The sequence below is a fragment of the Stenotrophomonas sp. GD03794 genome (assembly GCF_029842145.1).
Classification (GTDB): domain Bacteria; phylum Pseudomonadota; class Gammaproteobacteria; order Xanthomonadales; family Xanthomonadaceae; genus Stenotrophomonas; species Stenotrophomonas riyadhensis.
The window spans coordinates 1-24,123 of the sequence record NZ_JAOCFV010000050.1 but is presented as its reverse complement, the minus strand read 5'-3'; the positions used below and the strand labels follow the sequence as shown (position 1 = coordinate 24,123).

18 protein-coding genes are annotated in these 24,123 nt (G+C 62.2%); 15 read left to right on the top strand and 3 right to left on the bottom strand.

The features are described from left to right. From icmH to tssJ, 3 genes are all read right to left on the bottom strand, one after another. Positions 1-795, bottom strand: a complete 795-nt coding sequence (gene icmH, locus N5D91_RS19795) for a type IVB secretion system protein IcmH/DotU (RefSeq protein WP_180846291.1) — start codon at positions 793-795, stop codon at positions 1-3. Then, entirely contained in the window at positions 792-2,126 is a 1,335-nt protein-coding gene (gene tssK, locus N5D91_RS19790; RefSeq protein WP_110712670.1) for a type VI secretion system baseplate subunit TssK, read from the bottom strand. Before tssK ends, icmH begins: the two co-directional genes overlap by 4 nt. 213 nt (positions 2,127-2,339) lie before the next feature. Further along, positions 2,340-2,966, bottom strand: coding sequence for a type VI secretion system lipoprotein TssJ (tssJ, locus tag N5D91_RS19785; protein WP_110712669.1), 627 nt, complete (start codon positions 2,964-2,966; stop codon positions 2,340-2,342). Positions 2,967-3,220: 254 nt separating this feature from the next. Between tssJ and N5D91_RS19780 the strand changes: the two genes are divergently transcribed. The 15 genes from N5D91_RS19780 (at position 3,221) to N5D91_RS19710 (ending at position 23,576) form a co-directional block, all read left to right on the top strand. Continuing rightward, positions 3,221-3,829: a tetratricopeptide repeat protein gene (locus N5D91_RS19780; RefSeq protein ID WP_228756418.1), complete on the top strand. Its 609-nt coding sequence runs from the start codon at positions 3,221-3,223 to the stop codon at positions 3,827-3,829. Between the two features lie 30 nt (positions 3,830-3,859). Further along, positions 3,860-4,360, top strand: coding sequence for a type VI secretion system contractile sheath small subunit (gene tssB, locus N5D91_RS19775; protein WP_110712667.1), 501 nt, complete (start codon positions 3,860-3,862; stop codon positions 4,358-4,360). A gap of 3 nt (positions 4,361-4,363) precedes the next feature. Beyond that, positions 4,364-5,854: a type VI secretion system contractile sheath large subunit gene (gene tssC, locus N5D91_RS19770; RefSeq protein ID WP_110712666.1), complete on the top strand. Its 1,491-nt coding sequence runs from the start codon at positions 4,364-4,366 to the stop codon at positions 5,852-5,854. Between the two features lie 146 nt (positions 5,855-6,000). Continuing rightward, a complete protein-coding gene (locus N5D91_RS19765) occupies positions 6,001-6,498 on the top strand; it encodes a type VI secretion system tube protein Hcp (protein ID WP_006465355.1) in 498 nt (165 codons plus the stop codon). 126 nt (positions 6,499-6,624) lie between these two features. Then, positions 6,625-7,113, top strand: coding sequence for a type VI secretion system baseplate subunit TssE (gene tssE, locus N5D91_RS19760; protein ID WP_057496761.1), 489 nt, complete (start codon positions 6,625-6,627; stop codon positions 7,111-7,113). Next, complete coding sequence (gene tssF / locus N5D91_RS19755; RefSeq protein ID WP_153856123.1) at positions 7,113-8,948, top strand: type VI secretion system baseplate subunit TssF; 1,836 nt, start codon at positions 7,113-7,115, stop codon at positions 8,946-8,948. Before tssE ends, tssF begins: the two co-directional genes overlap by 1 nt. Beyond that, complete coding sequence (tssG, locus tag N5D91_RS19750) at positions 8,912-10,003, top strand: type VI secretion system baseplate subunit TssG (RefSeq protein ID WP_110712663.1); 1,092 nt, start codon at positions 8,912-8,914, stop codon at positions 10,001-10,003. The genes tssF and tssG overlap by 37 nt, the downstream gene beginning before the upstream one ends. A 66-nt stretch (positions 10,004-10,069) precedes the next feature. Further along, entirely contained in the window at positions 10,070-12,823 is a 2,754-nt protein-coding gene (tssH, locus tag N5D91_RS19745) for a type VI secretion system ATPase TssH (protein ID WP_180854582.1), read from the top strand. Between the two features lie 22 nt (positions 12,824-12,845). Beyond that, positions 12,846-13,196 carry a hypothetical protein gene (locus tag N5D91_RS19740; protein ID WP_008268344.1) on the top strand — a complete coding sequence of 117 codons (351 nt, stop codon included), beginning with the start codon at positions 12,846-12,848 and terminating at the stop codon, positions 13,194-13,196. Between the two features lie 120 nt (positions 13,197-13,316). Further along, on the top strand, positions 13,317-16,058 hold the full coding sequence (locus tag N5D91_RS19735; protein WP_180854581.1) for a type VI secretion system Vgr family protein: 2,742 nt from the start codon (positions 13,317-13,319) through the stop codon (positions 16,056-16,058). A gap of 3 nt (positions 16,059-16,061) precedes the next feature. Further along, positions 16,062-16,913 carry a DUF4123 domain-containing protein gene (locus N5D91_RS19730; RefSeq protein ID WP_180854580.1) on the top strand — a complete coding sequence of 284 codons (852 nt, stop codon included), beginning with the start codon at positions 16,062-16,064 and terminating at the stop codon, positions 16,911-16,913. Continuing rightward, positions 16,906-19,647, top strand: a complete 2,742-nt coding sequence (locus N5D91_RS19725; RefSeq protein WP_180854579.1) for a T6SS effector BTH_I2691 family protein — start codon at positions 16,906-16,908, stop codon at positions 19,645-19,647. The genes N5D91_RS19730 and N5D91_RS19725 overlap by 8 nt, the downstream gene beginning before the upstream one ends. Before the next feature lie 3 nt (positions 19,648-19,650). Next, complete coding sequence (locus tag N5D91_RS19720) at positions 19,651-20,700, top strand: DUF6708 domain-containing protein (RefSeq protein WP_180854578.1); 1,050 nt, start codon at positions 19,651-19,653, stop codon at positions 20,698-20,700. Between the two features lie 440 nt (positions 20,701-21,140). Then, the gene (locus tag N5D91_RS19715; protein ID WP_180854577.1) at positions 21,141-21,806 is read left to right on the top strand and encodes a hypothetical protein; all 666 of its coding nucleotides are present in this window, start codon (positions 21,141-21,143) and stop codon (positions 21,804-21,806) included. 732 nt (positions 21,807-22,538) lie between these two features. Further along, on the top strand, positions 22,539-23,576 hold the full coding sequence (locus N5D91_RS19710; protein ID WP_180854576.1) for a DUF6708 domain-containing protein: 1,038 nt from the start codon (positions 22,539-22,541) through the stop codon (positions 23,574-23,576). The last annotated feature ends 547 nt before the right edge of the window (positions 23,577-24,123 follow it).

Genomic DNA, 24,123 nt, shown 5'->3' with positions numbered 1-24,123 from the left:
TCATGGCAGGGTGATCGTGATGTGGGCGGTGCGCTCGGGCATCTGCACCACGTCGTTGTAGGCGGCCAGCTGCTGGCCGGTTTCGTGGCCGAGGTAGGTGCGCATGCCGAAGAAGGCGACGATGCCGAAGCAGCCCACCACCACGGCCGGCAGCCACAACGGCACCACGCGGCGCAGGCTGTGGCGGACGTTGTCCGGTGGCAGTGCGTGCGGTGCGAAACCGTGGCGCTTGCCCTTCAGGTAGACGATCTCATCGCCCAGGCGCGCGGTCAGGTAGCCCAGCTTCTCGGTGCCTTCCAGGCGGTACTTGCCTTCGAAGCCCATCAACAGGCAATAGTGGTAGACCTCAAGCGACGGCAGGCGCGCGGCGCCCTGGCGCCGGAGTTCTTCCAAGCGATCGAAGAAGTGTTCGCCAGCCAGATGCTCGCCGAACAGGCGCAGCTGCAGCGGGTTGCGTTCCCAGGTTTCGTGCAGCGGCGACGGCTGGGACAGGATCGCCTCGTCCACCGCCGCGCAGAACGCGTACTTGGCAGCGTAGACATCTTCCGAGGCCACGCCCATGCGCATGGCATTGCGTTCCACGCCATCGAGGAACTTCTGCACCGTCTGCACGAAGCTCTCGGCATCGTGTGGCAGCTGGCCGCGCTTGAGCAGCAGCAGAAGGTAGAAGCCGTCGGCCATCAGGTCCTGCAGGCTCTGCGGATTGGCCGCCTGCGGCGTCGGGTTGACCATCGCGCCATTGGCGGTCAGCGAGGGCATCGGGCCCGGCGTCGGGGGCAGGGGGGAGTTCATCATGAGGTCACCGCCACGAGTTCCATCTTCAGTTCGGCAATACCGGCCGGCACGTAGATCATCAACGACTGCGCCTTGAGCATGCGCTCATACAGCGCGCCGCGTGCGTCGAGTTCGAAGTAATGGCTGCCCGGGCGCACCGGGATCGCCGCAGGCACCTGCGCCGCGTGGGTCAGCTTCACGCCCGGAAGCGCGGACAGCACGCACTTCTCAACATCGTCCGGCGCACCGACCTTGAAACGTACCGGCACGCTCTGGATCAGCTCCTGCGCCGGCAGCGATGCGGAGACGGACAGGTAGAACGAGGCATTGCCGTCGATGCGCTGCGAATCGAGCCGGCCGAGATGGTAGGACGGCTTCACCTCGTTCAGCGCGATCTTGAAATAGCGGGTGGAGATCACGGTATCCAGCAGGGTCCGCACGATCTCCAGCAGCTTGCGGAAGGAGGCTTCCGGCTGGTCGTGGCGATATACCGGCAGATCGCCCAGCTGGTACGCATTGGAGAAGGTCAGCAGTGCGCCGGCCATGCGCAGCAGCTCCTGGTGCAGGCGCTCGGGGTGCAGCTGCGGATGGTGCAGCAGATGCGCCAGCGCGCTGAACGAGCTGTTGATGGTGTGCAGCAGCCAGAACGAGGCGATGTCGCCGGAGCGGAATTCGATGATGTTCTGCGAGGTCTGCCGGTGCAGGCCATACAGTGCATCGACCTTCGCCTGCAGCGCATCGAGCACCGCCCGCAGTTCGCGATGCAGGAACGGTGACGCCTGCAACTGGGCGCACGGCGGAATGAACTCATCGTCCAGTTCGAAGCCGCCGCTGGAGGTGCGCCGCACGCGCGCGATCGGCACCGTGGCGTAGGCGTCGCGCGGCTGATCGTCGGTGAGCAGCTTCACTGCCTTGCTGAGGAAGGCGAGTTCGGCTTCGACCGCATCGGTGAACAGGTCCTGCGTATCACGGTTGGCCTGGCGGTAACGGGCCAGAACCGTGCCTTCGGCATCGGCACAGTTCGCGCCATCATCGCGCAGCAGCGGCAGTGCCAGATAGACGACGGTGGACTGTACGCCTGGCGGCAGCTCCTGCAGCGATACCGCATCGGGCAGGCCGTCGTGCGCGGGCGCATCGTAGGTCTCGCCGTCGGGGAACACCGCCGACAGATCGAGTGGGCGCAGCGTGCCACCGGAAAGTGCATGTGGATCGAAACGCACCCGGCGTGCACCCCATGCATAGGGGTGCAGGGTCTGCGAGAGATCCTGCAGCCGTGCTTCGTGGTAGGCGTCCTGGCGCTGGAAGTGCTGGGGGCGCAGGAACAGGCCTTCACCCCAGAGAACCTTCGACATCCTGCTTACATAAGCCACGTTCAATCCTTGGAAATAGCTTGAAAAAGTCGCCAGTGCGGGTCGGTTCCGACGTTCTCGCGCCCCGCAGCGGCGCATGCCCTTTCAGTAATGTGAAAATGTGAATCCCATCGCACATTCAAACGAACAGGGCAATCGTTGCGCTGAGGATACTATCGCATCGATGAATTCGAGTGCCAGAATTCCGGCGCGATGCTATTTCTTCGCGCCTGCACAACGGATGGATGCAAGACTGCCTGGATCACCGGAGATACGTGTCAACAGCGCCTTGCTGTCGCTGGTCAGGGCACAGGCATGGACGCCGATGGTGACGCCATCCTGCGGAAGCGTCTTGCCCTTGGTGTCGAACGCGAGCCGCCAGCGATTCTCGGCCGGAGCGCGGAACAGGGCGACAACGCCGAGCACTGCACTTCCTTCACTCAGCTGCTCGGACAATTCCTGCCGGGCACCCGGGGTCAGTACGACTTCGTTGACCGAAAGCAGGTCCGCGCCGAGTGCAGCCTGCTCGCCGGCCTGGTCGAGGAAAGCGTTGAAGGGAGCCTGTTCGAAGCGTTGCAGACTGCGCAGATGGTAGATCTTGACCACCGCGGCCGTCGCCCGCTTGTCGTTGCCGGCGTTGAGGTTGCTGCCGGCGTACAGGCGCAGCGGAATGGTGGGGGGCGCCTCGGGCTTGCCCTCGCGGATGCCCACGGCCTGGAGGGTCTTGTCCATTGCCTTGCCCAACTTGCTGTCACTGGCACAACCGGTCAGGGACGTGGACATGACCAGGGACAAAATCGTGACGGATATCACGCGATGGAATGAGAAAAGTTGCGCATTCATGTGCGGTCGGTCGGCTCGGGGTGCGGGGCGAAAATTGAGCGTATAAGTACTTTCTGCTCGCGGATATCACATCGGGATGTGAAGGTTGTGTCTATCAAATTCGCCATATTCTTGACGAAATTCACTATACCGACGCGTATTCGCGAATGTACACTGCCGCCGACAGGGGCAGGAATCCCGTGCGTTGTATCGGCGGAGATTCGGCTTCCTTGAGGAACTAATTTCGACGAGGGATCACTATGGAAGTGAAGGCAATGGGGAAGGCTGTGTACCGGCCGATGTTCGCGCTGATGTTGCTGTCGGGCCTGGCGGCCTGCTCATCGGCGCCGAAGAAGGCCGAGGTCGTGCCGTTCGAAACGACGCTGAGCAACGCCGAAGCACAGGTCACCACTGGCGGCGCCGATGCCGCGATCAGTGCGTTCGAACTGGCGGCCAAGGCCGACCCGACGCGCAAGGAGCCGTGGGTACGCATCGCACAGCTGCAGTTCGACCAGGGCCAGTACGCCCGCGCGATCGTCGCAGCCGAGGAAGTACTCCAGCGCGATCCCAATGATCTGGTGGCCGATGGTGTGATCACCGTCGCCGGCTTCCGTGTCGCCAACCAGTCGCTGACCCGCCTGCAGGGCCGTGGCGCACTGGCGTCGGACACCGCACGCAAGGAAGCGCAGACCCTGGCCACCACCCTGCGCAACACCATGGGTGACGCCATTCTCGACCCGACGCCCAAGCCCAAGCCGCGCAGCCGCGCCCGTGCAGGCCGTGCCGCGGCTCCCGCCGCTGCTGCCCAGCCCGCCGCGACGCAGCCGGCCAAGCCCGCTGCCCGCTCGAACACCTCCGATCCGTTCCAGAACATCGGCAACTGATCCGGAACCGGCCCCAGTCAGGAGACACTCATGGCCAAGAAGGAAAGCATCCAGAAGCGGCTGCAGAAGATCCGCCCGCCGCGCGTCCAGCTCACCTACGATGTGGAGAAGGGTGACGCGATCGAGCAGAAGGAACTGCCGTTCGTGGTCGGCGTGATGGGCGATTTCAGTGGCAATCCGGAACAGCCGCTGCCGAAGGTCAAGGATCGCAAGTTCGTCAATGTCGATCTGGACAACTTCGATGAAGTGATGGAAGGCGTCGCACCCCGCGCGGTCTATCGCGTGCCGAACAAGATCAGCGACGACGGTGGCGAGTTCGGCGTCGAGCTGAAGTTCAATTCCATCGACGACTTCCGTCCCGAGGCGGTGGTCCAGCAGATCGAACCGTTGCGGCGCCTGCTCGAGTCGCGCACCAAGCTGGCCGATCTCCGCAACAAGCTGGCGGGCAACGAGAAGCTGGAAGACCTGTTGACCGATGTGCTCAACAACACCGAGCAGCTGAAGAAGCTCGGCGTGACCAAGGAGGACTGATCGATGTCAGCCGAAGCCAGCCAACTGGCCACCCAGGCCGCCGTGGCCGAAGAGGTGGGCCTGCTCGACCAGATCGTCGAGAAGAGCAAGGTCGCCAAGTCGCAGACCGAACATGATCGTGCCAAGGACATCATCGCCGCGCTGGCGAAGGAAGTCCTGGACGGTACCGTGGTGGTCTCCGACAACCTCAACCTCACCCTTGATGCACGCATCGCCGAGATCGACCGGATCATTTCCGAGCAGCTCAGCGCGGTCATGCATGCGGAAGCCTTCCAGAAGCTGGAAGGCAGCTGGCGGGGCCTGCACTACCTGTGCCAGCAGACCTCCACCGGCCCGAACATGAAGATCAAGGTCTTCAATTCGCCGCAGAAGGATCTGGTCAAGGACTTCAAGTCGGCCATCGATTTCGACCAGAGCGCGCTGTTCAAGAAGGTCTATGAAGAGGAGTTCGGCACCTTCGGTGGTGCGCCGTTCGGCGCCCTGATCGGTGACTATTTCCTTGGCCGCCAGCCGGAGGACATGTACTTCATCGAGCAGATGTCGCACGTCGCCGCTGCCGCGCACGCGCCGTTCATCTCCGCCGCCAGCGAAGGCATGTTCGGCCTGGAGACGTTCACCGACCTGGGCAAGCCGCGCGACCTGGCCAAGGTGTTCGACACGGTCGAGTACGCCAAGTGGAAGTCGTTCCGCGAGAGCGAGGACAGCCGCTACGTCGGCCTGACCATGCCGCGCTTCCTGGGGCGCCTGCCGTACAACCCGAAGGACGGCACCACTGTCGAGGGTTTCAACTTCGTCGAAGAGATCGAAGCGGCCGACCACAGCAAGTTCCTGTGGTGCAACACCGCCTACGCGATGGGCGCCCGGCTGACCCAGGCGTTCGAGAGCTTTGGCTGGTGCGCAGCGATCCGCGGCGTGGAAGGTGGCGGCCTGGTCGAGGATCTGCCGACCCATACCTTCCGTACCGACGACGGCGAAGTGGCGCTGAAGTGCCCGACCGAGGTGGCCATCACCGACCGTCGTGAGAAGGAACTCAGTGACCTCGGCTTCATGCCGCTGGTGCACTGCAAGAACACCGACTACGCCGCGTTCTTCGGCGCACAGTCGGCACAGAAGCCGAAGAAGTACAACACCGATTCGGCCAATGCCAACGCGATCCTGTCTGCCCAGCTGCAGTACATCTTCGCGGTCTCGCGTATCGCCCATTACCTCAAGGCGATGATGCGCGAGAAGATCGGCAGCTTCGCTTCGGCGGGCAACGTCGAGGAATTCCTGAACCGTTGGATCGCCCAGTACGTGTTGCTGGACGACAACGCTTCGCAGGAAGCCAAGGCGCAGTTCCCGCTGCGTGAAGCCTCTGTGCAGGTTTCGGAGGTGCCGGGCAAGCCCGGTGTCTACCGCGCGGTGGCCTTCATCAGGCCGCATTTCCAGCTCGATGAGCTGTCTGTTTCGTTGCGTCTGGTCGCCGAACTGCCGGCGTCCGCGAAAAAGTCGTAACGATTTGCTGTAACTGAAGCGTCCAGGGGAGTCCGCTCCCCGGATTGCAGTGACGCTTATTTCAAGAGGGCGTAGCCCCCCTTAACCGCCAGGCCCGCGCCTGGCACATCAAATCTCACGGAAGAACGGAATTTAGGAGACCAGATATGCAGCACGCTTTCCTCTCGATTGACACCATCAAGGGCGAGTCGCACGACGACAAGCACAAGGACTGGATCGAAATCCAGTCGTTCTCGCAGGATCTGTTGCAGCCGCGTTCGGCCACCGCGTCGACCTCCGGCGGCACCACCGCAGCCCGCGTGAACCTGTCCCCGATCGAAATCACCAAGTCGATCGACCTCGCCTCCACGGCCCTCAACCAGGCCGCCTCCAACGGCACCACCTTCCCGAAGGCGCAGATCCAGTTCATGCGCGCCGACAAGGACGGCAACGCGATCAATTACTACACGGTCGAGCTGCTGAACGTGCTGGTCCACCGCGTCACCACGACCGTGGACAAGGAAGGCATGCCGCAGGAAGTTGTTCAGTTGAGCTTCGGCGCCATCAAGTGGACTTACCAGCAGCAGAAGCCGGAAGGCGGAGTTGGTGGCAAGACCGTGGCGCAGTGGAGCGCAACCAAGAACATCCCGAACTACACCGTGTGATGTTGTGTCGCTGCGATGGCGCCTCGTGCGCCATCGCAGTCTGATCGCCGGGCAGGGCCAGGAACGGCCTTGCCTTTGCTGCACCGCTGCCGCCCGCACGGATGCCGAACCTGAGTGGATCGACCAATGAAGGGACTCGAACCCAGCCTGCTGGAAAAACTGTTCGACGACGCCCCCAAGCAACCGGGCGCCGGGCCGGTATTCAAGTCCGTCTCGCTGGAGCAGTACAAGGAATCCATCGCCCGCGACCTGGAGGGGCTGTTGAACTCGCGCGCCGCGTTCCAGGAAGGCGACATGAAGGAATTCCCCAATTGCCGGCAATCGCTGCTGACCTACGGGTTGGCGGACTTCTCCGCGATGAGCCTGGCCAACGCCTACGATCGTGCCGCCATCTGCCGCTCGCTGGAGCAGGCCGTGGCGCGCCATGAGCGCCGCCTGCGCAACGTCAACGTCCATCTGGACGCGGGCAACCAGTTCGCCGGTGGGCTGCATTTCACCATCCATGCGCTGCTCGACCTGGAGCCTGCACGCGAGCCGGTCAGCTTCGACGCGATGCTGCAACCCTCGACCCTGCAGTACCAGGTCACCCGCGCACGCCGCACGCAGGCCGCCTGATGCAGGACCTGCTGCCTTACTACGAACGCGAGCTCGGCTACCTTCGCCGTTACGGGCGCGAGTTCGCCGAGCGCTACCCGAAGATCGCCGGTCGCCTGCAGCTCTCCGCCGAGGGCAGCCAGGACCCGCATGTCGAGCGCCTGATCGAGGCCTTCGCGCTGCTCAGTGCGCGCGTGTCCAAGCGCATCGAAGATGACTATCCCGAATTCACCGACGCGCTGCTGGACGTGCTTTATCCGCACTACCTGCGGCCGTTCCCGTCCTGTTCGATTGCCCATTTCGACCTGGAAGGGGTGGCATCCAAGCTGAGTGCGCCGGTGCGCGTGCCACGCGGCACCGCCCTGCAGAGCCGGCCGGTGCGTGGCGTACCGTGCGAGTTCCGCACTGCCTACGACGTCGTGCTCGCGCCGATCGGCGTGCAGCAGGTGGTCTACCGCAGTGTGGCCGATGCACCGATGGCCACGACGCTGCCGGCCGGAACCGGTGGCCAGATCTCGATGGGGTTCCAGCTGCTGTCCGATCAGCTGGGTTTCCACCAGTTGGGAACCGATCACCTGCGCCTGTTCCTCGATGGCGAGCCCTCGGTGCGCGCGGCCCTGCGTGATGCGCTGATGCTGGGGGTGAAGGCGGCATACGTCGAGTCCGACGGGGATGGCCGCTGGCGTCGCCTCGACAAGGTGCCGTTGAGCGCGGTCGGGTTTGCCGATGACGAGGCGCTGATCGATTTCCCGGCGCGTTCGCATCCTGCCTATCGCCTGCTGACCGAGCTGTTCGCCTATCCGGAGAAGTTCGGCTTCGTCGACCTGCACCTGCCCTCGGTGACGGCAGGTGCCAGCCGCCGTTTCACCCTGCATCTGGTGCTGCAGGCGCACGGCCAGGACCGTGGCAACACGATGGTGCTGGACGAGCTGGGTGTGCACAACGTGCGGTTGGGCTGCACGCCCATCGTCAATCTGTTCCGCACCAGTGGCGAGCCGATCCGTGTCACCCATCGTACGGTGAACTACCCGGTGCTGGCCGATGCCCGCCGCGCGTTCGCCTATGAAGTGCACTCAATCGATTCGGTGCATCGCATCCGGCAGACCCCGCAGGGTGAGCTGATCCAGGCCTTCCGCCCGTTCTATTCGCTGCATCACGGGGAAGACCCCGAGCGCACCGGTCAGTACTGGGTGGCGCGCCGTGATGAGGACGTGGCGCGGCAGAGTCCGGGCTTCGAGACCGAGATCAGCTTCGTCGACCTGTCGTTCAACCCGGTGCTGCCGCAGACCGATACGGTCAGCTTGGAACTGACCTGCAACAACCGGGACCTGCCCAACCAGCTGGCCTTCGGTGTGGCGGGCGGTGACCTGAGCATCGAAGGTGGCAGCCCGGCCAAGGCGATCAGCCTGCTGCGCAAGCCGACCAAGCCGCTGCGTTTCCGTCACGGCCGCAACGCCCAGTGGCGCCTGATTTCGCACCTGTCGTTGAACCAGTTGTCGCTGACCGCCAGCGGCCTGCCTGCGCTGAAGGAGATGCTGCGCCTGTACGACCTGTCCGGCAGCAACGTCTCGGCGCGGCAGATCGACGGCATCCTCGAGCTGCAGCAGACGCCGGTGACCACCTGGATGCACGGCCGCCAGTTCGCCTCGGTGGTGCGCGGCCTGGAGATCCGCCTGACGATCAATGAAGCCCATTTCGTGGGCACCGGTGTGGCCGCCTTCGCCCAGGTGATGGACCACTTCTTCGCACTCTACGTGCATGCCAACAGCTTTACCCGACTGGTGCTGGTTTCCGGCGACAGCGGGGAGGAGATCGTCCGATGCCCAGCGCGCAGCGGCGAATCGATCCTGGCGTAGCCCAGCAGCTGCTCACCGAACCGCACCGCTTCCAGTTCTTCCAGGCGGTGCGGTTGCTTGAGCAGGTGTTCCAGCGGCAGGGCGTCAAGCCCGGCCAGGCCGTGCCGATGCGCGTGCGGTTCCGCAACTCGCTGTCGCTCGGATTCCCGGCCACCGAATTGTCGGCCGAGGGCGAAGTGTATTCGCTCAAGGGCGAGCGGCTGCAGGATCGCGAGGCCATCGAACAGGCCCTGCATGGCGAGGAGCTGGCTGAAGTCCACCTGACCCCGCAGTTCATGGGCCTGCTCGGCACCGCCGGCGCCTTGCCGCTGCACTACACCGAAACCCTGCAGCTTCGGGAGTTGTACCAGCGCGACCGGACCGCGCGTGCGTTCCTGGACATCTTCTCCACCCGTGCGGTATCGCTGCACTACGCTGCCTGGAAGAAGCATCGTCTGGCCCTGCAGTACGAGCTGGATCGCCGCGAGCGCTTCCTGCCGCTGGTGCTGTCGCTGCTCGGCATGGGCATGAGCGAGCTGCGCGACCGCTTGCACGAAGGCGAGGGCGAGATCTTCGACCAGGCCGTGGCCTATTACGCGGGCGCAGTGCGCCAGCGACCGGTGTCGGCGGCGCTGATGCAGCGCGTGCTGTCGGACTACTTCCAAGTGCCGCTGCACCTGGAGCAGTTCGTGGGCGCGTGGTACCGGGTCCCGACCGGGCAGGCCACGCGGCTGGGCCAGGCCAATGCCGTGCTGGGCGCCAGCGCGTTGGCCGGCGATCGCGTCTGGCAGCGCGACCTGCGCCTGCGACTGCGCATCGGCCCGCTGCGCCGCGATCAGTTCGACGCCTTCCTGCCGGGCGGCAGTGCGGCCGAAGCGCTGTCCAAGTGGTTGTCGCTGCTGACCGGCGGCATCCTCGAATATGAAGTGCGCCTGGTCCTGCGCGCGGAAGATGTGGAGGGCAGTTCACTCGGCATGGGCGGCGGTGTGCGCCTGGGCTGGGACAGCTACCTGTGCACCGCGCCACAGGCCACCCCGCGTGAGGACACCACGTATGGCATCCACACGCTGCAATGACATCGTGCCGGTGGTGTTGGTGCCGCCGGCCCCCGAACGGTTCCAGCAAGGAGTGCGCGTTTCCGCATGAGCATCAACCTCAAAACCCTGATCAGCAAGCTGGACGACACCTGCCGCCAGGCGGCCGAGCGCGCTGCGAACCTGTGCATGGCGCGCGGCAACTACGAGGTCGACCTGGAGCACCTGTTCCTGGCGCTGCTCGAGCAGCCGCAGAGCGATTTCGTGTTGATCGCACGGCGCAGCGGCATCCTGCCCGAGTCGCTGGAGCGCGATCTCAATGACGAGATCAGCCAGTTCAAGACCGGCAACAGCCGCACGCCGGTGTTCTCCCAGCACATTCCGAAGCTGTTCGAGCACGCCTGGCTGATCGCCTCGCTGGACTCGGAAACCACCCGCATCCGCAGTGGCCACCTGCTGCTGGCGCTGCTGACCGAGCCCGATCTGGCCCAGCTGGCCTATCGTGGCTCGAAGCTGTTCGTGCGCTTCAAGCGCGATGAGCTCAAGCACGATTTCGCCAAGCTCACCGAGGGCTCGCAGGAAGCGGTCCAGACCGTGCGTTTCGCCGATGCTTCGGCCGGCGGTGAAGCCGGCGAGGGCGACGACGCGGCGCCGGCTGAGGCCAAGGGCGGCCTGTCGAAGACGCCGGCGCTGGATCAGTTCACCACCAACCTGACCCAGCGTGCGCGCGAGGGCAAGATCGATCCGGTGATCGGCCGCGATGGCGAGATCCGCCAGGTGATCGACATCCTGATGCGACGCCGCCAGAACAATCCGATCCTCACCGGCGAAGCCGGCGTCGGCAAGACCGCGGTGGTCGAGGGCCTGGCCCGTCGCATCGCCGACAAGGATGTGCCGGACGTGCTGCAGGGCGTGGAGCTGCACACCCTGGACATGGGCCTGCTGCAGGCCGGTGCCAGCGTCAAGGGCGAGTTCGAGAACCGCCTGAAGAACGTGATCGACGAGGTCAAGAAAAGCCCTCACCCGATCATCCTGTTCATCGATGAAGCCCACACCATGATCGGTGCCGGCGGTACTGCCGGCCAGAACGATGCAGCCAACCTGCTGAAGCCCGCGCTGGCGCGTGGTGAACTGCGTACCATCGCTGCCACGACCTGGAGCGAGTACAAGAAGTACTTCGAGAAGGACGCCGCACTGGCCCGTCGCTTCCAGGTGGTGAAGGTCGAGGAACCGAGCGAGGCACTGGCCGCGGCGATGCTGCGCGGCATGGTCGGGCTGATGGAATCGCACTTCAACATCCGCGTGCTGGATGAGGCGGTGACCGAGGCGGTGCGCCTGTCGCACCGCTACATCAGCGGTCGCCAGCTGCCGGACAAGGCGGTGAGCGTGCTCGATACCGCGTGCGCCAAGGTGGCATTGGGGCAGAGCGCCACGCCGGCCATCATCGAAGACACCCGCAAGCACCTGGACCGCCTGCAGGCGGAGATCGGTGCACTGCAGCGCGAGACCGCTGGCGGCAGTGACCAGCATGGGGAGCGCCTGGCCGAACTGCATGCGCAGCAGGCCGAAGCGCAGGCCGTGCTGGCCAGCAACGAAGAGCGCCTGGGCCGCGAACGTGACCTTGCCGGCCGCATCGCCGCACTGCGCCAGCAGATGGAGCAGGGCGAAGCCGCGTCGGGCGAGGCCGAGCCGGCCAGCGACGAGGGCGACGGTGATGTCGCCGTGGCCAAGCCGGCCGCCAAGCGTGGCAAGGCCAAGCCGGAACTCTCGCCGCAGCACGCCGAACTGGCGCGGCTGCAGGCCGAGCTGCGCGAGCTGCAGGGCGAGACGCCGATGGTGCCGCTGCAGGTGGATGGCACCGTGGTGGCCGAGATCGTCTCGGCGTGGACCGGCGTGCCGCTGGGCCGCATGGTCAAGGACGAGATCCGTACCGTGCGCACGCTGGGCAACCTGCTGGTCGAGCGCGTGATCGGCCAGGATCATGCGCTGGATGCGATCGCACAGCGCGTGCGTACCGCCACCGCCAAGCTGGAAGATCCGAACAAGCCGCGCGGCGTGTTCATGTTCGTCGGCCCGTCCGGTGTCGGCAAGACCGAGACCGCACTGGCGCTGGCCGACATCCTGTACGGCGGCGAGCGCAAGCTGGTCACCATCAACATGAGCGAGTACCAGGAAGCGCACAGCGTGTCCGGCCTGAAGGGCTCGCCGCCTGGCTACGTCGGCTACGGCGAAGGTGGCGTGCTGACCGAGGCCGTGCGCCGCAATCCCTACAGCGTGGTGCTGCTGGACGAAGTCGAGAAGGCCCATCCGGACGTGCTGGAGATGTTCTTCCAGGTGTTCGACAAGGGCATGATGGATGATGCCGAAGGTCGTGAGATCGACTTCCGCAACACCCTCATCATCCTCACCTCCAACATCGGCTCGTCGCAGATCATGCAGGCCTGCCTGAACAAGCCGGCCGAAGAGATCCCGGGTGCCGAAGCGCTGTCCGATGCGTTGCGCCCGGTGCTGATGCGCACCTTCAAGCCGGCCTTCCTGGGCCGCCTGAAGGTGGTGCCGTACTACCCCATCAACGATGACGTGCTGGCGCAGATCATCACGCTCAAGCTCGGCCGCATCCGCGACCGCGTCATCGCCAACCACAAGGCCACCTTCAGCTGGGACGACAGCCTGGTGGAGGCCGTGCTTGCGCGTTGCACCGAAGTGGACTCGGGTGCGCGCAACGTTGACCACATCCTCAACGGAACCCTGCTGCCGGAAATCGCCGAGAGCGTGCTGGCGGCAATGGCCGAGGGGAACCGGATCAACGCCATCAAGGTCACCGCCGGCAAGAAGGGTGACTTCAAATACAAAGTGTCCTGACACTGAGCAAAAGGAGAACGCTATGGAATTCTATGGATTTGACCGCGAAGCCGCCCTCAACCACTGCGACAGCCTGGAACTGGGCCTGGGTCGTGAACTGGACCGTGTGCGTGCCTGGAACCGCCTGCGCCCGGAGCACGTGATCGAACTGCTGGACACCGCCGTGCCGGCCGCCCGCCAGGATGCACGCAACATCGCCGCGCAGATCAGCCGCGGTTCCTGGCGCATCCACATGGATGCCCCGGTGGTCGGCAAGCCGCAGCTGGTGAGCAACGTGCGCGAACTGCAGATCACCGCCGGCGGCCGCGACTACCGCCTGAAGATCAGCGAAGGCGTGCGCCTGCAGCTGGAAGAGATCGTCCAGGCTGCCTGATGGCCGTGCGTGCCTGTCGCCCCTGCAGGGGCGCAGGCCGCGCGGAAGCGGGAAGCGGAGTACACCGATGCGCATGCCGCATGCAGACCACCTTGAAGCACGGGAAGCCGGGGAAGCACCATGGATCTGGTAAACAACCTGCGGGCCGCGCTGGCCGGCCCTTCGCACGCACAGCGCTTCCTGCGGCTGCACACGTCGCTGGGCAGCGATGTGCTGGTGGCCGAAACCCTGGATGGCGTCGAGCAGATCGACGGCATCGGTTTCCAGTGGACGATCACCGCCCTGTCGTTGGACGCTGGCCTGCAGTTGGCGCCGCTGATCGGGCAGGGCGCGCTGCTGCAGCTGCAACAGGCCGATGGCAGCCTGCGTCCGTTGCATGGCCGCATCACCGCCGCCGAGCGGCTGGGCAGCAATGGCGGCCTGGCCCGCTACCGGCTGCGCCTGCAGCCGTGGCTGGCGTTCCTCTCGCAGCGGGTGGACAGCTACGTCTTCCACGACAAGACCGTGGTCGAGATCGTCGAGGACCTGTTCGCCGACTACGGCGGACTGGCACCGGCCTGGCGCTGGTCGCTGGGTGACGCCAGCCAGTACGCGCGGCGCAGCCTGACCACGCAATACCAGGAAAGCGACCTGGCCTTCGTCCAGCGCCTGCTGGCCGAAGAGGGCATCTATTACTGGTTCGAACATGCCGGCGAGCCCGGCAGCGCGGACTTCGGCACGCACACCCTGGTGCTGGCCGACCACAGCCATGACACGGCCGAACTGGGCAGCGTGCGCTTCCACCGCCGTGACGAGAGCGAGCGCAGCGACAGCGTGCAGCAGTGGTCGACCGCGCACCGCTGGCGGCCGGGCAAGGTCGAGCGTGCGACTTGGGATTACCGCACGCTGGAACGCCGCCAGGCCAGCGCCGAGGCGGGGCAGGGCAACGACCTGGGCATCGTCGACCGCGACACCTGCGGCCCGTACGGCTGGCAGGACAACGCCCGCGGCCAGCGGCGCGCGCAGCAGCATCTGGATGCGCTGCGCGTGCGCGCGCACACGATCGAAGGCGCCGGCCAGTGGCGAGCGCTGGCGCCGGGCGCGCGCTTCGGCCTGTCGCAGCATCCCCAGGTGGGCGAGGATGCGTCGTTCCTGTGCCTGTCGGTGCGGCACCAGGCGCGCAACAACCTGGATGCCGACGTGTTCGACGCGCTGGAACAGACCCTCGGACCGGCCAGCGTCACCGTACCGACGCTGCCTGGCGCACTGTCCGGGCTGGCCTATGGCGATGTGCCCGATGACGTGTCCGCCGCGTTCTACGACAACCGCTTCGTCGCCATCCCGGCCGAAGTGAACTATCGACCCCAGACCGAGGACGGCCATGGTGCACACCTGCATCCGCGGCCGACCATCACCGGCACGCTCAGTGCCATCGTGGTCAGCGACGGTGACCCGCTGCTGTCCGACCGCGACCACCGCATCAAGGTGCAGTTCCCGTGGCAGCGCGGCGGCAACGCCAGCAGCGGCCTGGCCCACCCCGGTGGCGATGACAATGCACCGGCCAACGGTGGCGCCTGGACCTGGGTGCGGGTGATGACGCCCTGGGCTGGCGACAACTGGGGCGGCGTGGTGCTGCCGCGCCGTGGGCAGGAAGTGCTGGTGGCGTTCCTGGAAGGCGACATCGATCGCCCGGTAGTGGTCGGCGCGGTCTACAACGGCCGTGGCCAGCAGGATGCGCAGCACAACCAGATCAACGGCGGTGGCGCCAACGCCACCGGCAACGCCGCCGCCTGGTTCGAGGGCAATGACCACGCGGCCGTGTATACCGGCTTCAAGAGCCAGGCGCTGGCCGACAGCCAGGGCGGCACTGGTGGGTATCAGCAACTGCGCTTCGATGACACGCCCGGGCAGGGCCGCGCGCAGCTGTCCACCACCCAGCACGAGACCACGCTCACCCTGGGCCACCTCAAAGGGGGCCAGGACAACGTGCGCGAGGGCGAGCGAGGCTTCGGCGTGGAGCTGTCCACCCAGGCCCAGGGCGCGCTGCGCGCCGGTCGCGGGCTGCTGCTGACCACCGAGCAGGGCGCGCCGCAGATGGCGGCGCCGCAGGCACTGAGCCAGCTGCAGGAAAGCCAGCAGCTGCTGCAGCAGCTGGCAGAATCGGCCGCCAACCAGCAGGCGCAGCTGCCGAGTGACCCGAAAGAGCTGCCGGTCGATACCACCCTGACCGAGCTGCAGGAAGCGCTGCGTGCCACCCACAGCGGCAGTGCTGCGGGCAGCATCGCGGGCGGCGATGGCGAAGCGCCTGGCTGGAGCGCACCAGTGCTGCTGGGCAGTGGCGTGGCCGGCGTGTTGAGCCTGACCCCCGCCGACCAGGTCTGGGTGAGCGGCACCCACACCACCCTGGCCAGCGGCGTGGCGCTGAACTGGATGACGCAGGGCTCACTGACGATGGCCGTGGCCGGCGGCCTGGTGCTGTACACCGCGGGCGTGCAGCCCAGTGGCGAAAGCCCGAACCAGGAGCGCGGCATCGCGCTGCACGCGGCACAGGGCAAGGTGAGTGCGCGCGCGCACAAGAACCAGGCGATCGTGGCGGCCAAGACGCAGGTGCGCATCGCCAGTACCGAAGCGGACGTGCAGCTGTCGGCGCCGAGCAAGCACCTGCTGGCGACCGCGGCGGGTGCCTACATCCGGATTGAAGGCGACAACATCGAGCTGGGCGCGCCGGGGAAGGTGGAGTTCAAGGCGAGCCAGCGGGAGTGGGTGGGGCCGGCGAGTGTGGCGGGGGAGGCGAAGGTGCCGGAGGGCTCACACAAGGCCTGCGAATACCGGGTGCGGGCAGCCGAGAAGTCGGGTGCCGGCTTGGTTCCGCTGGGAGCCTGACACATGCAACTCAATCATCGGCTATTCGAAGCCCATCAGTACGCATTGATCAATCCGCTGCAGATCGATCGGCGCATTGCCTTGTTGTGGCCATGTGAGCCCATCGTTCCCAAGGAACTCTTCGGGCAGCAGCATCTCTTTCCCTATCTCCTCAGACTCGGGGAAATGGCGCCAGATGCGCGCCTGGCAGCGCTTGATGAAACCGCGCAGTACGCGCACGATCATGGCCGATCTCCCTTCTCGGCTCTCTTGAAATGTCCTGCCGGGAGTCACCAAGTCCGAAATCACCTAGCCCGTATGATGGTGAGAAAAGTCGAAGGTGAGAAGATGCTGTTCAGATACTACGATCCTCGTGTCTGGAACGCGCTGAACTGGATTCTCTCGCCATCGCAGTTGAGCGCGTTGCTTGGCCCTATCAATTCCTGGACTGCCCCCGTAGGCCAGGGGATAAAGTGGCAGACGTATGAAAGCACAGGCCCTGACACGGATGGCGTACACCTCACGTCAGACCAGCTGTACGCGATCGCGTCATTGGCATCTGTCAACAAGGTGATCGACAGGTTGCGTCTGGAGGGCCGGGATATCGATGACACAACACTGTCGAGGCGTGTCTTTGATGAAATGAAAAGGGCTGGTGAGCGTGGGTTGACGGATCCAGACGACAAGGAATCCTATGCATTCGCCTCGCTGTATCAATCACCCGAAATTCACGATACACATCGGTATCAAGAGGCTCTACGGATTGCCCGCATAGATCCTGGTGCGTTCCGTAGCGCCGTCAGTGACCCCTCCGACGAAGAGGCGGATGAACCTTCATTGGAGCAGGAAGAACAAGGAGCTTGGCAGCATGGATAAGAAGCCGACACAGTCGTGTGACCCCGCGAAGAAATGTGATGTCTGCGATCAGGTCGGCTTGCCGATTCTTCCGATCAGATACGCTATTTGCCGTTCCGACGTCAAGGAAATGTGGCAAGGGCCCAAGCTGGGAGGAAGTTTTGGAAAGGATGTGGCCAGCGTTGCCCTTCCGGGCAGTGAGGCACACTACACGCTACGCCTTGCTCGCCAAGGCTATCTCTATGTATTCAATGAGATCCGTGGCGAATGGAAGGGCTATCAGATCACCAGCGACTCCTACCTTCTGGAGTTTGATCCGCATGCAGCTCCTCCGCCCGAGGAAGAATTCCAACCCACATGCGCACGAATGGCGGATTCGCAGGTGGCCCGCTTCGTTACCATTCCAGACCCCAAGCGCGCGGGAAAAGTCTGGTTTGGCTTCTCGGAGGCTCCGTGGACGAAGGAGATCATTGAGCGGAACCGCAGGTCAAGTGAGCGCAAAAAGCATATGCGCTGTATTGACGTTCAGGCGTGGCTCAAGGGCAAGTCGCTGGATCACGTAGGAAGTGCGACTGACGCCCCCCTCATGGTCAGCGAGTTCAAGTTTGGCAAGAGGGTGAAATCCGAGCCTGAGGTGAAGATCCCTATGCTTCCCTCGAATCCGCCGCCAGCTGCGGAACCTGGAAAGCCCCAGATTGTGGATGGTGCAGTTGAGAAGCTCCTCGATGTCGTTGAGGTGTATGCCAATCCTGGCTTTTCGTTCTCCTTCGCGCCTTTTTCAAGGTGCAAGCAGGATGTGCCAGGAATGGAGGTGTGGCTTCAGAAGAGCTCCCCGGCCGTTCGTCCGATGATGGTGGCGTTGAATGATCCCGCGGGGATAACGCAGGAGCTTTCCGCACTCGTTCGGCAGAAGATCCGGGACTTCGAAGAGGAAGATGATCGCGGGTGGAAGCATGCAACGTCGGTGGCAATCCGGGGCATCCGGCAGGCAATTGAGGATCAGGCTGCCGCGGAAAAGCTGAGTTCAGTACGCGCAAGCGCATACACCGGACGTGCTGCTATTGAGCTGTACGCGGCGGGAATCACCAAGATGCGTGAGGAACTAACGCCTGAGGAAGATAAGAAGGCAAGAGACTCAGCATGGGATCGTTATCGTGATGACTACAGTCAGCAAGCGCTTGATCAGTTCGACAAGAACCTAGCGCCAGAAATGGAGCGCTACACATCCTCGCACTTGACCCCGATCGCCCAGAGCTTCGCGCGCTGGTACAAGAATGACGACTTCAGGACGTGGCTGGCATGCAATCACATTGACGAGCTGTCATACAATTCAATGAGATTGACGGAGATTGTCGACAATTCGCTTGAGGGGGTCGTGGGATTCGAGTGCGTACAGGCTGCGGTTCTGGAGGACCTCGCCGGACGTTTTCAGGACATCAAGAACTGTACGGTTCGGGCCTTGACCCTCAATGACAAGATTGCGGCGGAGGTGATCGAGAAGCAGTCAAAGACATTCTTGAGCAATGCAGACAATCCCGGAGCCTGGTCCAATCTCTTCAAAGCGTATGGTCATGTCCTGGATCGCGGAGCTAACAAGCCCCGCGAATTGCAGCAGGGGCTGGGCCTGGTCGCAGGCTTGGTGTTCAAGACATCTGGGATGATTGTGACGGCCCTGACCAAGGCGGGTTCAACGGTCGCAAAGGCTGGCATCAACGTGGCCATTTCTGCCGCGACGAGGAACAATCTGGTTGGACTGCTCGGAGTCCTTTCGGGGAAGCGAATCCAGAGGGTCGGCATACGTGCCTCCGAGCGCGAGATGGCGCACTTTCTGGTGGAGGCACTGAGCGATGGGCAAGCTGGAGTCAACAAGCGAGAGCTGAGGGCGCGTGTGGATCAGCACCTTCGACAGGAGCTCAGCGAGCGCAGTGGCGCAAGAGTCGCGACAGGAGATCGCAATGCCCGCGGCAGGAAGGTCTTTGAGTGGGCCGTGTTCTGGGACAAGGAAGCGATGGCAGCTGTTCGGAATGGGCAGCCGGGCGCTATGACAAACATGCTGATGAGCGAGGAGCAGGTGAGGGCGTTGGTGAGAAATCGTGCCGCGCAGTATACCGCCCCACATGTCAGCTTAGACGTGCGATTGGGCGTAGTTGGGCTGGTCCTGGACGCTTGGAACGTTGCAGATTCGTACGGGAAGTTGGATGAGGAAAAGGAGGGGCCGGCCGGACGTCGCCATCTGAGTCTGGGAGCCGCGCTTGCAGGATTTGCTGGAACCAGCGTTGAGTTGACCGGATTAGCTCTGGGGAAGTCGATGTGGGGGCGCACAGCGCTATCCTCCGAGATTCGATTTGGTGCGTTGCAAGTGTCCACGCGAGCGGGAATGGTAGGGTTCTTTGGAAAGCTGCTAGGGGCTGTGGGGGGGCTGCTGGGTGCGGTGATTGATGGATGGAAAGCCTATGATGCGTACAAACGAAATGACGTTCCGATGATTGCGTTCTATACCGTAACTGCGATATCCGGGGCTGTCGTGGCTATATTGATGCTGGCTGGCGTGATGACGGCTGGCGTGGGATTCATCGTGCTTCTGGTTCTAGGGCTTATCAGCATGCTTGGCGAGTGGCTTATTAATTTGATTCGAGATGACAAAATCGAGCGATGGCTTGATATGACGCCGTTCGGTGTTCATAACCATGGTTCATTTGACTCAGTCGATACACAAGATGAGGCGTACAATGCAATGCTTCCCGCTGGGGTTTGACGGATGAGCCAGTTTGCAGGTTGGCTTGCGCAGCGATATCGCAACAATCGTCCATTGACGGAGTACGAGATCGCCGCAGACGTTCGTAGATTCGATTCGTCAATCATGACGCCGCTGGACCAGGGCATCATTTACCTCGACGACGAGTATATTGAGTACGTGGATCGCCATTTCCTGTATCGCGGCTGGGCTGCAATGTGGGGTGGGGTAATTCTCGGTCTTGTACTCGCATTCGTTCTGGCGATCGTGTATGCAACCTTGGAAATGCATGCCGAAGGGAAGTCCGTAAGTCAGGAGATGACGATCACGGTTGCTGTGCTCGGCGTACTGATGTTCGGTTTCGTCGTCTTTACTTATTGGATGCTTCTCGGCAGAGACATCTTCAGATATCAGTACTATCCGGTCCGATTCGATCGGCGTGAGATGAAGATCCACATCTTTACTGGCGCGAGGAACGGTATCGTTTCGGCGCCATGGTCAGATGTCCGCTTCGTCATCGGGAGGGACAAGTCCGCGGGGCCTGATGATGCAGCAACTTATGACCTTCGGGGCCTGGTCATGGATGGAGACAATGTCGTTCACACCTTTGCAGTCGGCTCGGATAGCGGCAGCAACCCCGGCATCACTCTCGCACATTGGGAAATGATCAGGCGCTTCATGGAGGAAGGGCGCTCCGCGCTTCCATTCCCGCCGTTGCAGCTCTACACCTCAGTGGTGCCGAGCTTCCGCAATGCCTTCATCATTCATGTCTCTTCTGCGGGCGCAGGTCTGATGTGGATTGCGCTGCCGCTGACGTTGCCTTGGGCGCTGTTCCGCTTCCTAGCGATGAAGCTGTGCAGGAAGCCGGTCTGGCCATCGTCTGTGCTCAGACATGGAGCATCTTCGACTTCCGGAGTGCCCCCGCTCCGCGCACCTGCTGTCTATGGGCGCGTGAATCGAGAAGGAGGGCGGGCGGATGCGATGGAGCGCTTCTGGAAAGAGTCGATTGTGGCCGCGAAGGCTCGCAATGACGAGGTTCGGAGGCAACTCCAGCAGGCGTCAATCAGCGCTTGATGAGATGCATGCCACGGCGAAGCCGTGGCTTGCTCGGGGCAGGTGCCCGCACGGGAACCCAAATTTCTACGGTCTGGATCTACGGATTCTTCGCAGGTCGAATTTCTTAATCGCAGGAGAGCGCCTCGTGCGTCGATCCTCACATTGCCCAGGGCGTAGCGTCTGGCAAATGTGTCCCATTGGTGCATTCAATTCGACCTGCGTCGACGTGATCGACCGCTGTTTCCGTCTGCGCGGGCTGGCAGCTCGCACGCCCCGAGAGCAAGGGGACTTGCAGTTGCGTATGCGAGGCGCTGATCGCGATGGTAGGCGTCGCGGTGTTCGGCACAGGGAGTGTGAAGATGACGCTCTCGCCACATCTACACTGCCGGGTGATGTCCTCGTTGAGCCGCATATTCAAGTGAGCTGGCCTGAAAGCTACCCGCCTGGTTGATGACCGAATGAAAATTGAAGTAATGGATATGGAGAGGCCAGTGCTCGGCCCCGGTGGAAAGATGTACCCACTGCTCCTCCGTCGTGCCGAAAATGGTGGTCCTGACTTTGTCCTTGATATCAATGAGGAGGTTCTGGTCGCCGCCCCTGATGTCAACGCAATTTCTGCAGGAAAGGGTGTTGCCGTGATCCTGCTGGTTGCGATTGCTTTGGTCATCGGTGTCCTGATAAGTTTTCTGCCGAAACTTCTAGAGCATGCATCCGAGCTCAAGTTTCCATTGGTTCTGATCTTTCTCACTGTCATCCTCGGCGTAGCGGTGAGTGTGAACGTATTTAGGGCCGTGCGCAGTGGTAATCGATTGGAGCCTGTAGCTTTCAATAGGACTGATCAAACGGTCACCCGCTACAGTCAAGAAGGGGCTGCTTCGTACAGGTGGCAGTCACTGAGGCCATTCATTCGCATCATTCAGATCGTGCACACTGCGGGTGGCTCGGTTACGTACCAGTTGATACTGGCGGATGTTGAGGATGGTGCCGGCATCGTTCGCTCGGAGTTTATTGCGGGAAAAGGTGATCTGATAGGCGCGGGTGCTCATAGGTTTGGATTCTTTCAGGTTTTCATGAGGGCTCTCTTTCCGATCTTCCCAGGTTTCAGCTGGTTTCGTCGCGCATGACGTGGCTTAAACGGATGGTGGTAAGTATTTGGACATTGGACGCGACTCGCAAGTGTTTGTTGGGTCGGCAGCCTTGGACGCCCGCTATCGCGTTAGTAAGTTTGCTTTGGACCGTTCTGCTGATGCCATTTCAGCTGTCAGAGCTGATCGCCGCTTGGATATCAAAGGGGCCATTCGGAGTTAAGGAGACGGGCCCTTGGCCTTCGCGATTTGATGCCTTGGGGGACGACTCAGTCCTGAAGTTGAAGGCGGATCGCTATGGTGACGTAACCCCGATTTCACGGCGGATAATTGCTATTGCACTTGCCTTGGGGGCCTTCATCTGGATACTTCTATTCGTCCTCTTGTGTGTCGCTACACAGCGTTGAATTGCAGTCGGAGCCCTGAATGAGTCCTTCCGGGTTAGGCGACTTACGGAAGCGGAACGGCTGGCATGCTCGGGGGCGCTGAAAATCTTGAATCGGTGATGGGCGCTTCTTGGTTTTATCTCAACGGTCATCGTATTCATGATTTTCGCCGTGCTCGGGGCGCCGTCTTGGTTCGCTAGTGCGGATTTCTAGGTGGGATCGATATTTTGAGGTCCTATGCGTCAGGGGTTTTATGAGTAACCAATGGCGTGCCGGGTAGTGGTGCTACTCAGGATTTGCCAGTTCGATGGTTTTGAATGTGGGGATATGTTTGTCGCCATTGAATGGCAGTTCAAGCAACTCTGGGCTTGGTTGAAGGGATAATATGGACTACACAGGCCTTAATTTTGGAAAGCTGAGGTTTCCAAAGAATAGACCCGTCACGACTGAGGAGCGGGTAAACCAGTTAAGCAAGTCTGAGCGCGCTTCGGACTCGCCAAATGGGTATTTATCTGTTATATCGATCGGTGAAGATTGCTTGGAGCTTGTTGATCGATGGTATCCCGTCAAGGGATTCAATGCGTGGCTCGGAATGATGTTGGGTTTGATGATTATTCCAGGGTTTTTCTATTTTATTTTTGTATTTTTTAGTTCTGGTTATTCAATCGGGGACGTGGAGTCGTGGATAATGTGGCTTTTTGTTCTGGTTGCTTTGCCTGTTTTTGCGTTCATTGTTTGCGGGGTTTCGTGGCTTATAGGAAGTGAATGCTTTCGTTGGACGCACTATCCGATGAGGCTGAATCGGCGCACTAGAAAGGTTCATTTATTCAGGCAGGACGGCACGGTGTTAACTGCAGACTGGGATAGCCTGCTTGTGTGCATTGCGTCAGCGCACTCGCCACCAATGGGGAAAACTAGTGATCTCAGAGCACACGTTCTTTCCGATGACGGAATGACAGTTCTGGAGAGTTTTACGCTGGGGTATGTGTTCCTTGGTGGCGAGGAGGATTTGCTTCATCTGTGGGAGCTTGTACGTAGATACATGGCGCATGAGGCGGGTGGTGAATTGATGGGGGAGGATCCCGTATTTGTGCCGGTACTTGGGCGCAAGGAAGGCTTTGAGTTTGGCGTTGCTAGAACGTTCGCGCCAATGATTCACTGGCCCTTGATGCAGCTGGTTGTCGCGCTACCCTTCGCATTCATTGCGCTGTCACGTTGGCTTGCGATGAGTACTAGTCGTATACCTGAATGGCCTGAGGAGGTCTTGCGAGAAAGTTATTCCTCGATGAGTTCTGTGGGGCAGCTCGACTGGAGGAATAGCGCGCCTCTTGGATTTAAAGACAAGGGGTGGCCGCTGATTTGTACTGCCTTGGGCGTACTCCTTGGTTGCTCTATTGTCGGGTATATCGGCGCTGCGCTTTGATGGCGCGGGGTTTGGGACTCATTTGGATGGAGTGCTGATGAGCCTCTCGCAACCCCTGGGGTCATTGTGGATGCCTCCCCCCCTGCTTAGAAGTTGGCGAGAAATTGAAGGCCATAAGTATGGGGCGTCGTCCCGGGTATCCGAGCGAGGCAATGACGGTATTAGGCCGAATGCGCTCGAAGCCTGAGCGCCTGAGCCGTTCCGGGGGCCTGATGTGAGATCGGCTGCGCCGGCGCATGTGGGCGCGGTCTAGGTCGTTGGCGTGGCAGGTTGTACGCCACGAAGGCATGTCGGTCCGCTATGGGTCTTGCGCGTACGTATGCAAGTCCGCTGATCGCGTTGGTAGGCCATGGTGCTTCGCGTAAGGAAGGCGTCCCTTCCGCGTCTATGCAACTTTCTCATAGCCTTGCTGGGCCCATGCTCAAGTGAGTTGCCCTGCAGACTACCCATCTGATCGTTGATGCCTCTCTGCGTATGGAAGATCGTGCGTGCAGGGGGGGGCATCAAGGGCGTTCACTCAAGCAGAATGGCGTGAAGCGCTTGATGG

Coding starts and splice junctions, on each gene's coding strand:
- tssG (WP_110712663.1), top strand. CDS start 8,912: ATGCCCAGCGCGCAGCGGCGAATCGATCCTGGCGTAGCCCAGCAGCTG.
- N5D91_RS19740 (WP_008268344.1), top strand. CDS start 12,846: ATGGAATTCTATGGATTTGACCGCGAAGCCGCCCTCAACCACTGCGAC.
- N5D91_RS19780 (WP_228756418.1), top strand. CDS start 3,221: ATGGGGAAGGCTGTGTACCGGCCGATGTTCGCGCTGATGTTGCTGTCG.
- N5D91_RS19715 (WP_180854577.1), top strand. CDS start 21,141: ATGAAAATTGAAGTAATGGATATGGAGAGGCCAGTGCTCGGCCCCGGT.
- icmH (WP_180846291.1), bottom strand. CDS start 795: ATGATGAACTCCCCCCTGCCCCCGACGCCGGGCCCGATGCCCTCGCTG.
- tssB (WP_110712667.1), top strand. CDS start 3,860: ATGGCCAAGAAGGAAAGCATCCAGAAGCGGCTGCAGAAGATCCGCCCG.
- N5D91_RS19730 (WP_180854580.1), top strand. CDS start 16,062: ATGCAACTCAATCATCGGCTATTCGAAGCCCATCAGTACGCATTGATC.
- tssF (WP_153856123.1), top strand. CDS start 7,113: ATGCAGGACCTGCTGCCTTACTACGAACGCGAGCTCGGCTACCTTCGC.
- N5D91_RS19735 (WP_180854581.1), top strand. CDS start 13,317: ATGGATCTGGTAAACAACCTGCGGGCCGCGCTGGCCGGCCCTTCGCAC.
- N5D91_RS19765 (WP_006465355.1), top strand. CDS start 6,001: ATGCAGCACGCTTTCCTCTCGATTGACACCATCAAGGGCGAGTCGCAC.
- tssJ (WP_110712669.1), bottom strand. CDS start 2,966: ATGAATGCGCAACTTTTCTCATTCCATCGCGTGATATCCGTCACGATT.
- tssH (WP_180854582.1), top strand. CDS start 10,070: ATGAGCATCAACCTCAAAACCCTGATCAGCAAGCTGGACGACACCTGC.
- tssE (WP_057496761.1), top strand. CDS start 6,625: ATGAAGGGACTCGAACCCAGCCTGCTGGAAAAACTGTTCGACGACGCC.
- N5D91_RS19710 (WP_180854576.1), top strand. CDS start 22,539: ATGGACTACACAGGCCTTAATTTTGGAAAGCTGAGGTTTCCAAAGAAT.
- tssK (WP_110712670.1), bottom strand. CDS start 2,126: ATGTCGAAGGTTCTCTGGGGTGAAGGCCTGTTCCTGCGCCCCCAGCAC.
- N5D91_RS19720 (WP_180854578.1), top strand. CDS start 19,651: ATGAGCCAGTTTGCAGGTTGGCTTGCGCAGCGATATCGCAACAATCGT.
- tssC (WP_110712666.1), top strand. CDS start 4,364: ATGTCAGCCGAAGCCAGCCAACTGGCCACCCAGGCCGCCGTGGCCGAA.
- N5D91_RS19725 (WP_180854579.1), top strand. CDS start 16,906: ATGGATAAGAAGCCGACACAGTCGTGTGACCCCGCGAAGAAATGTGAT.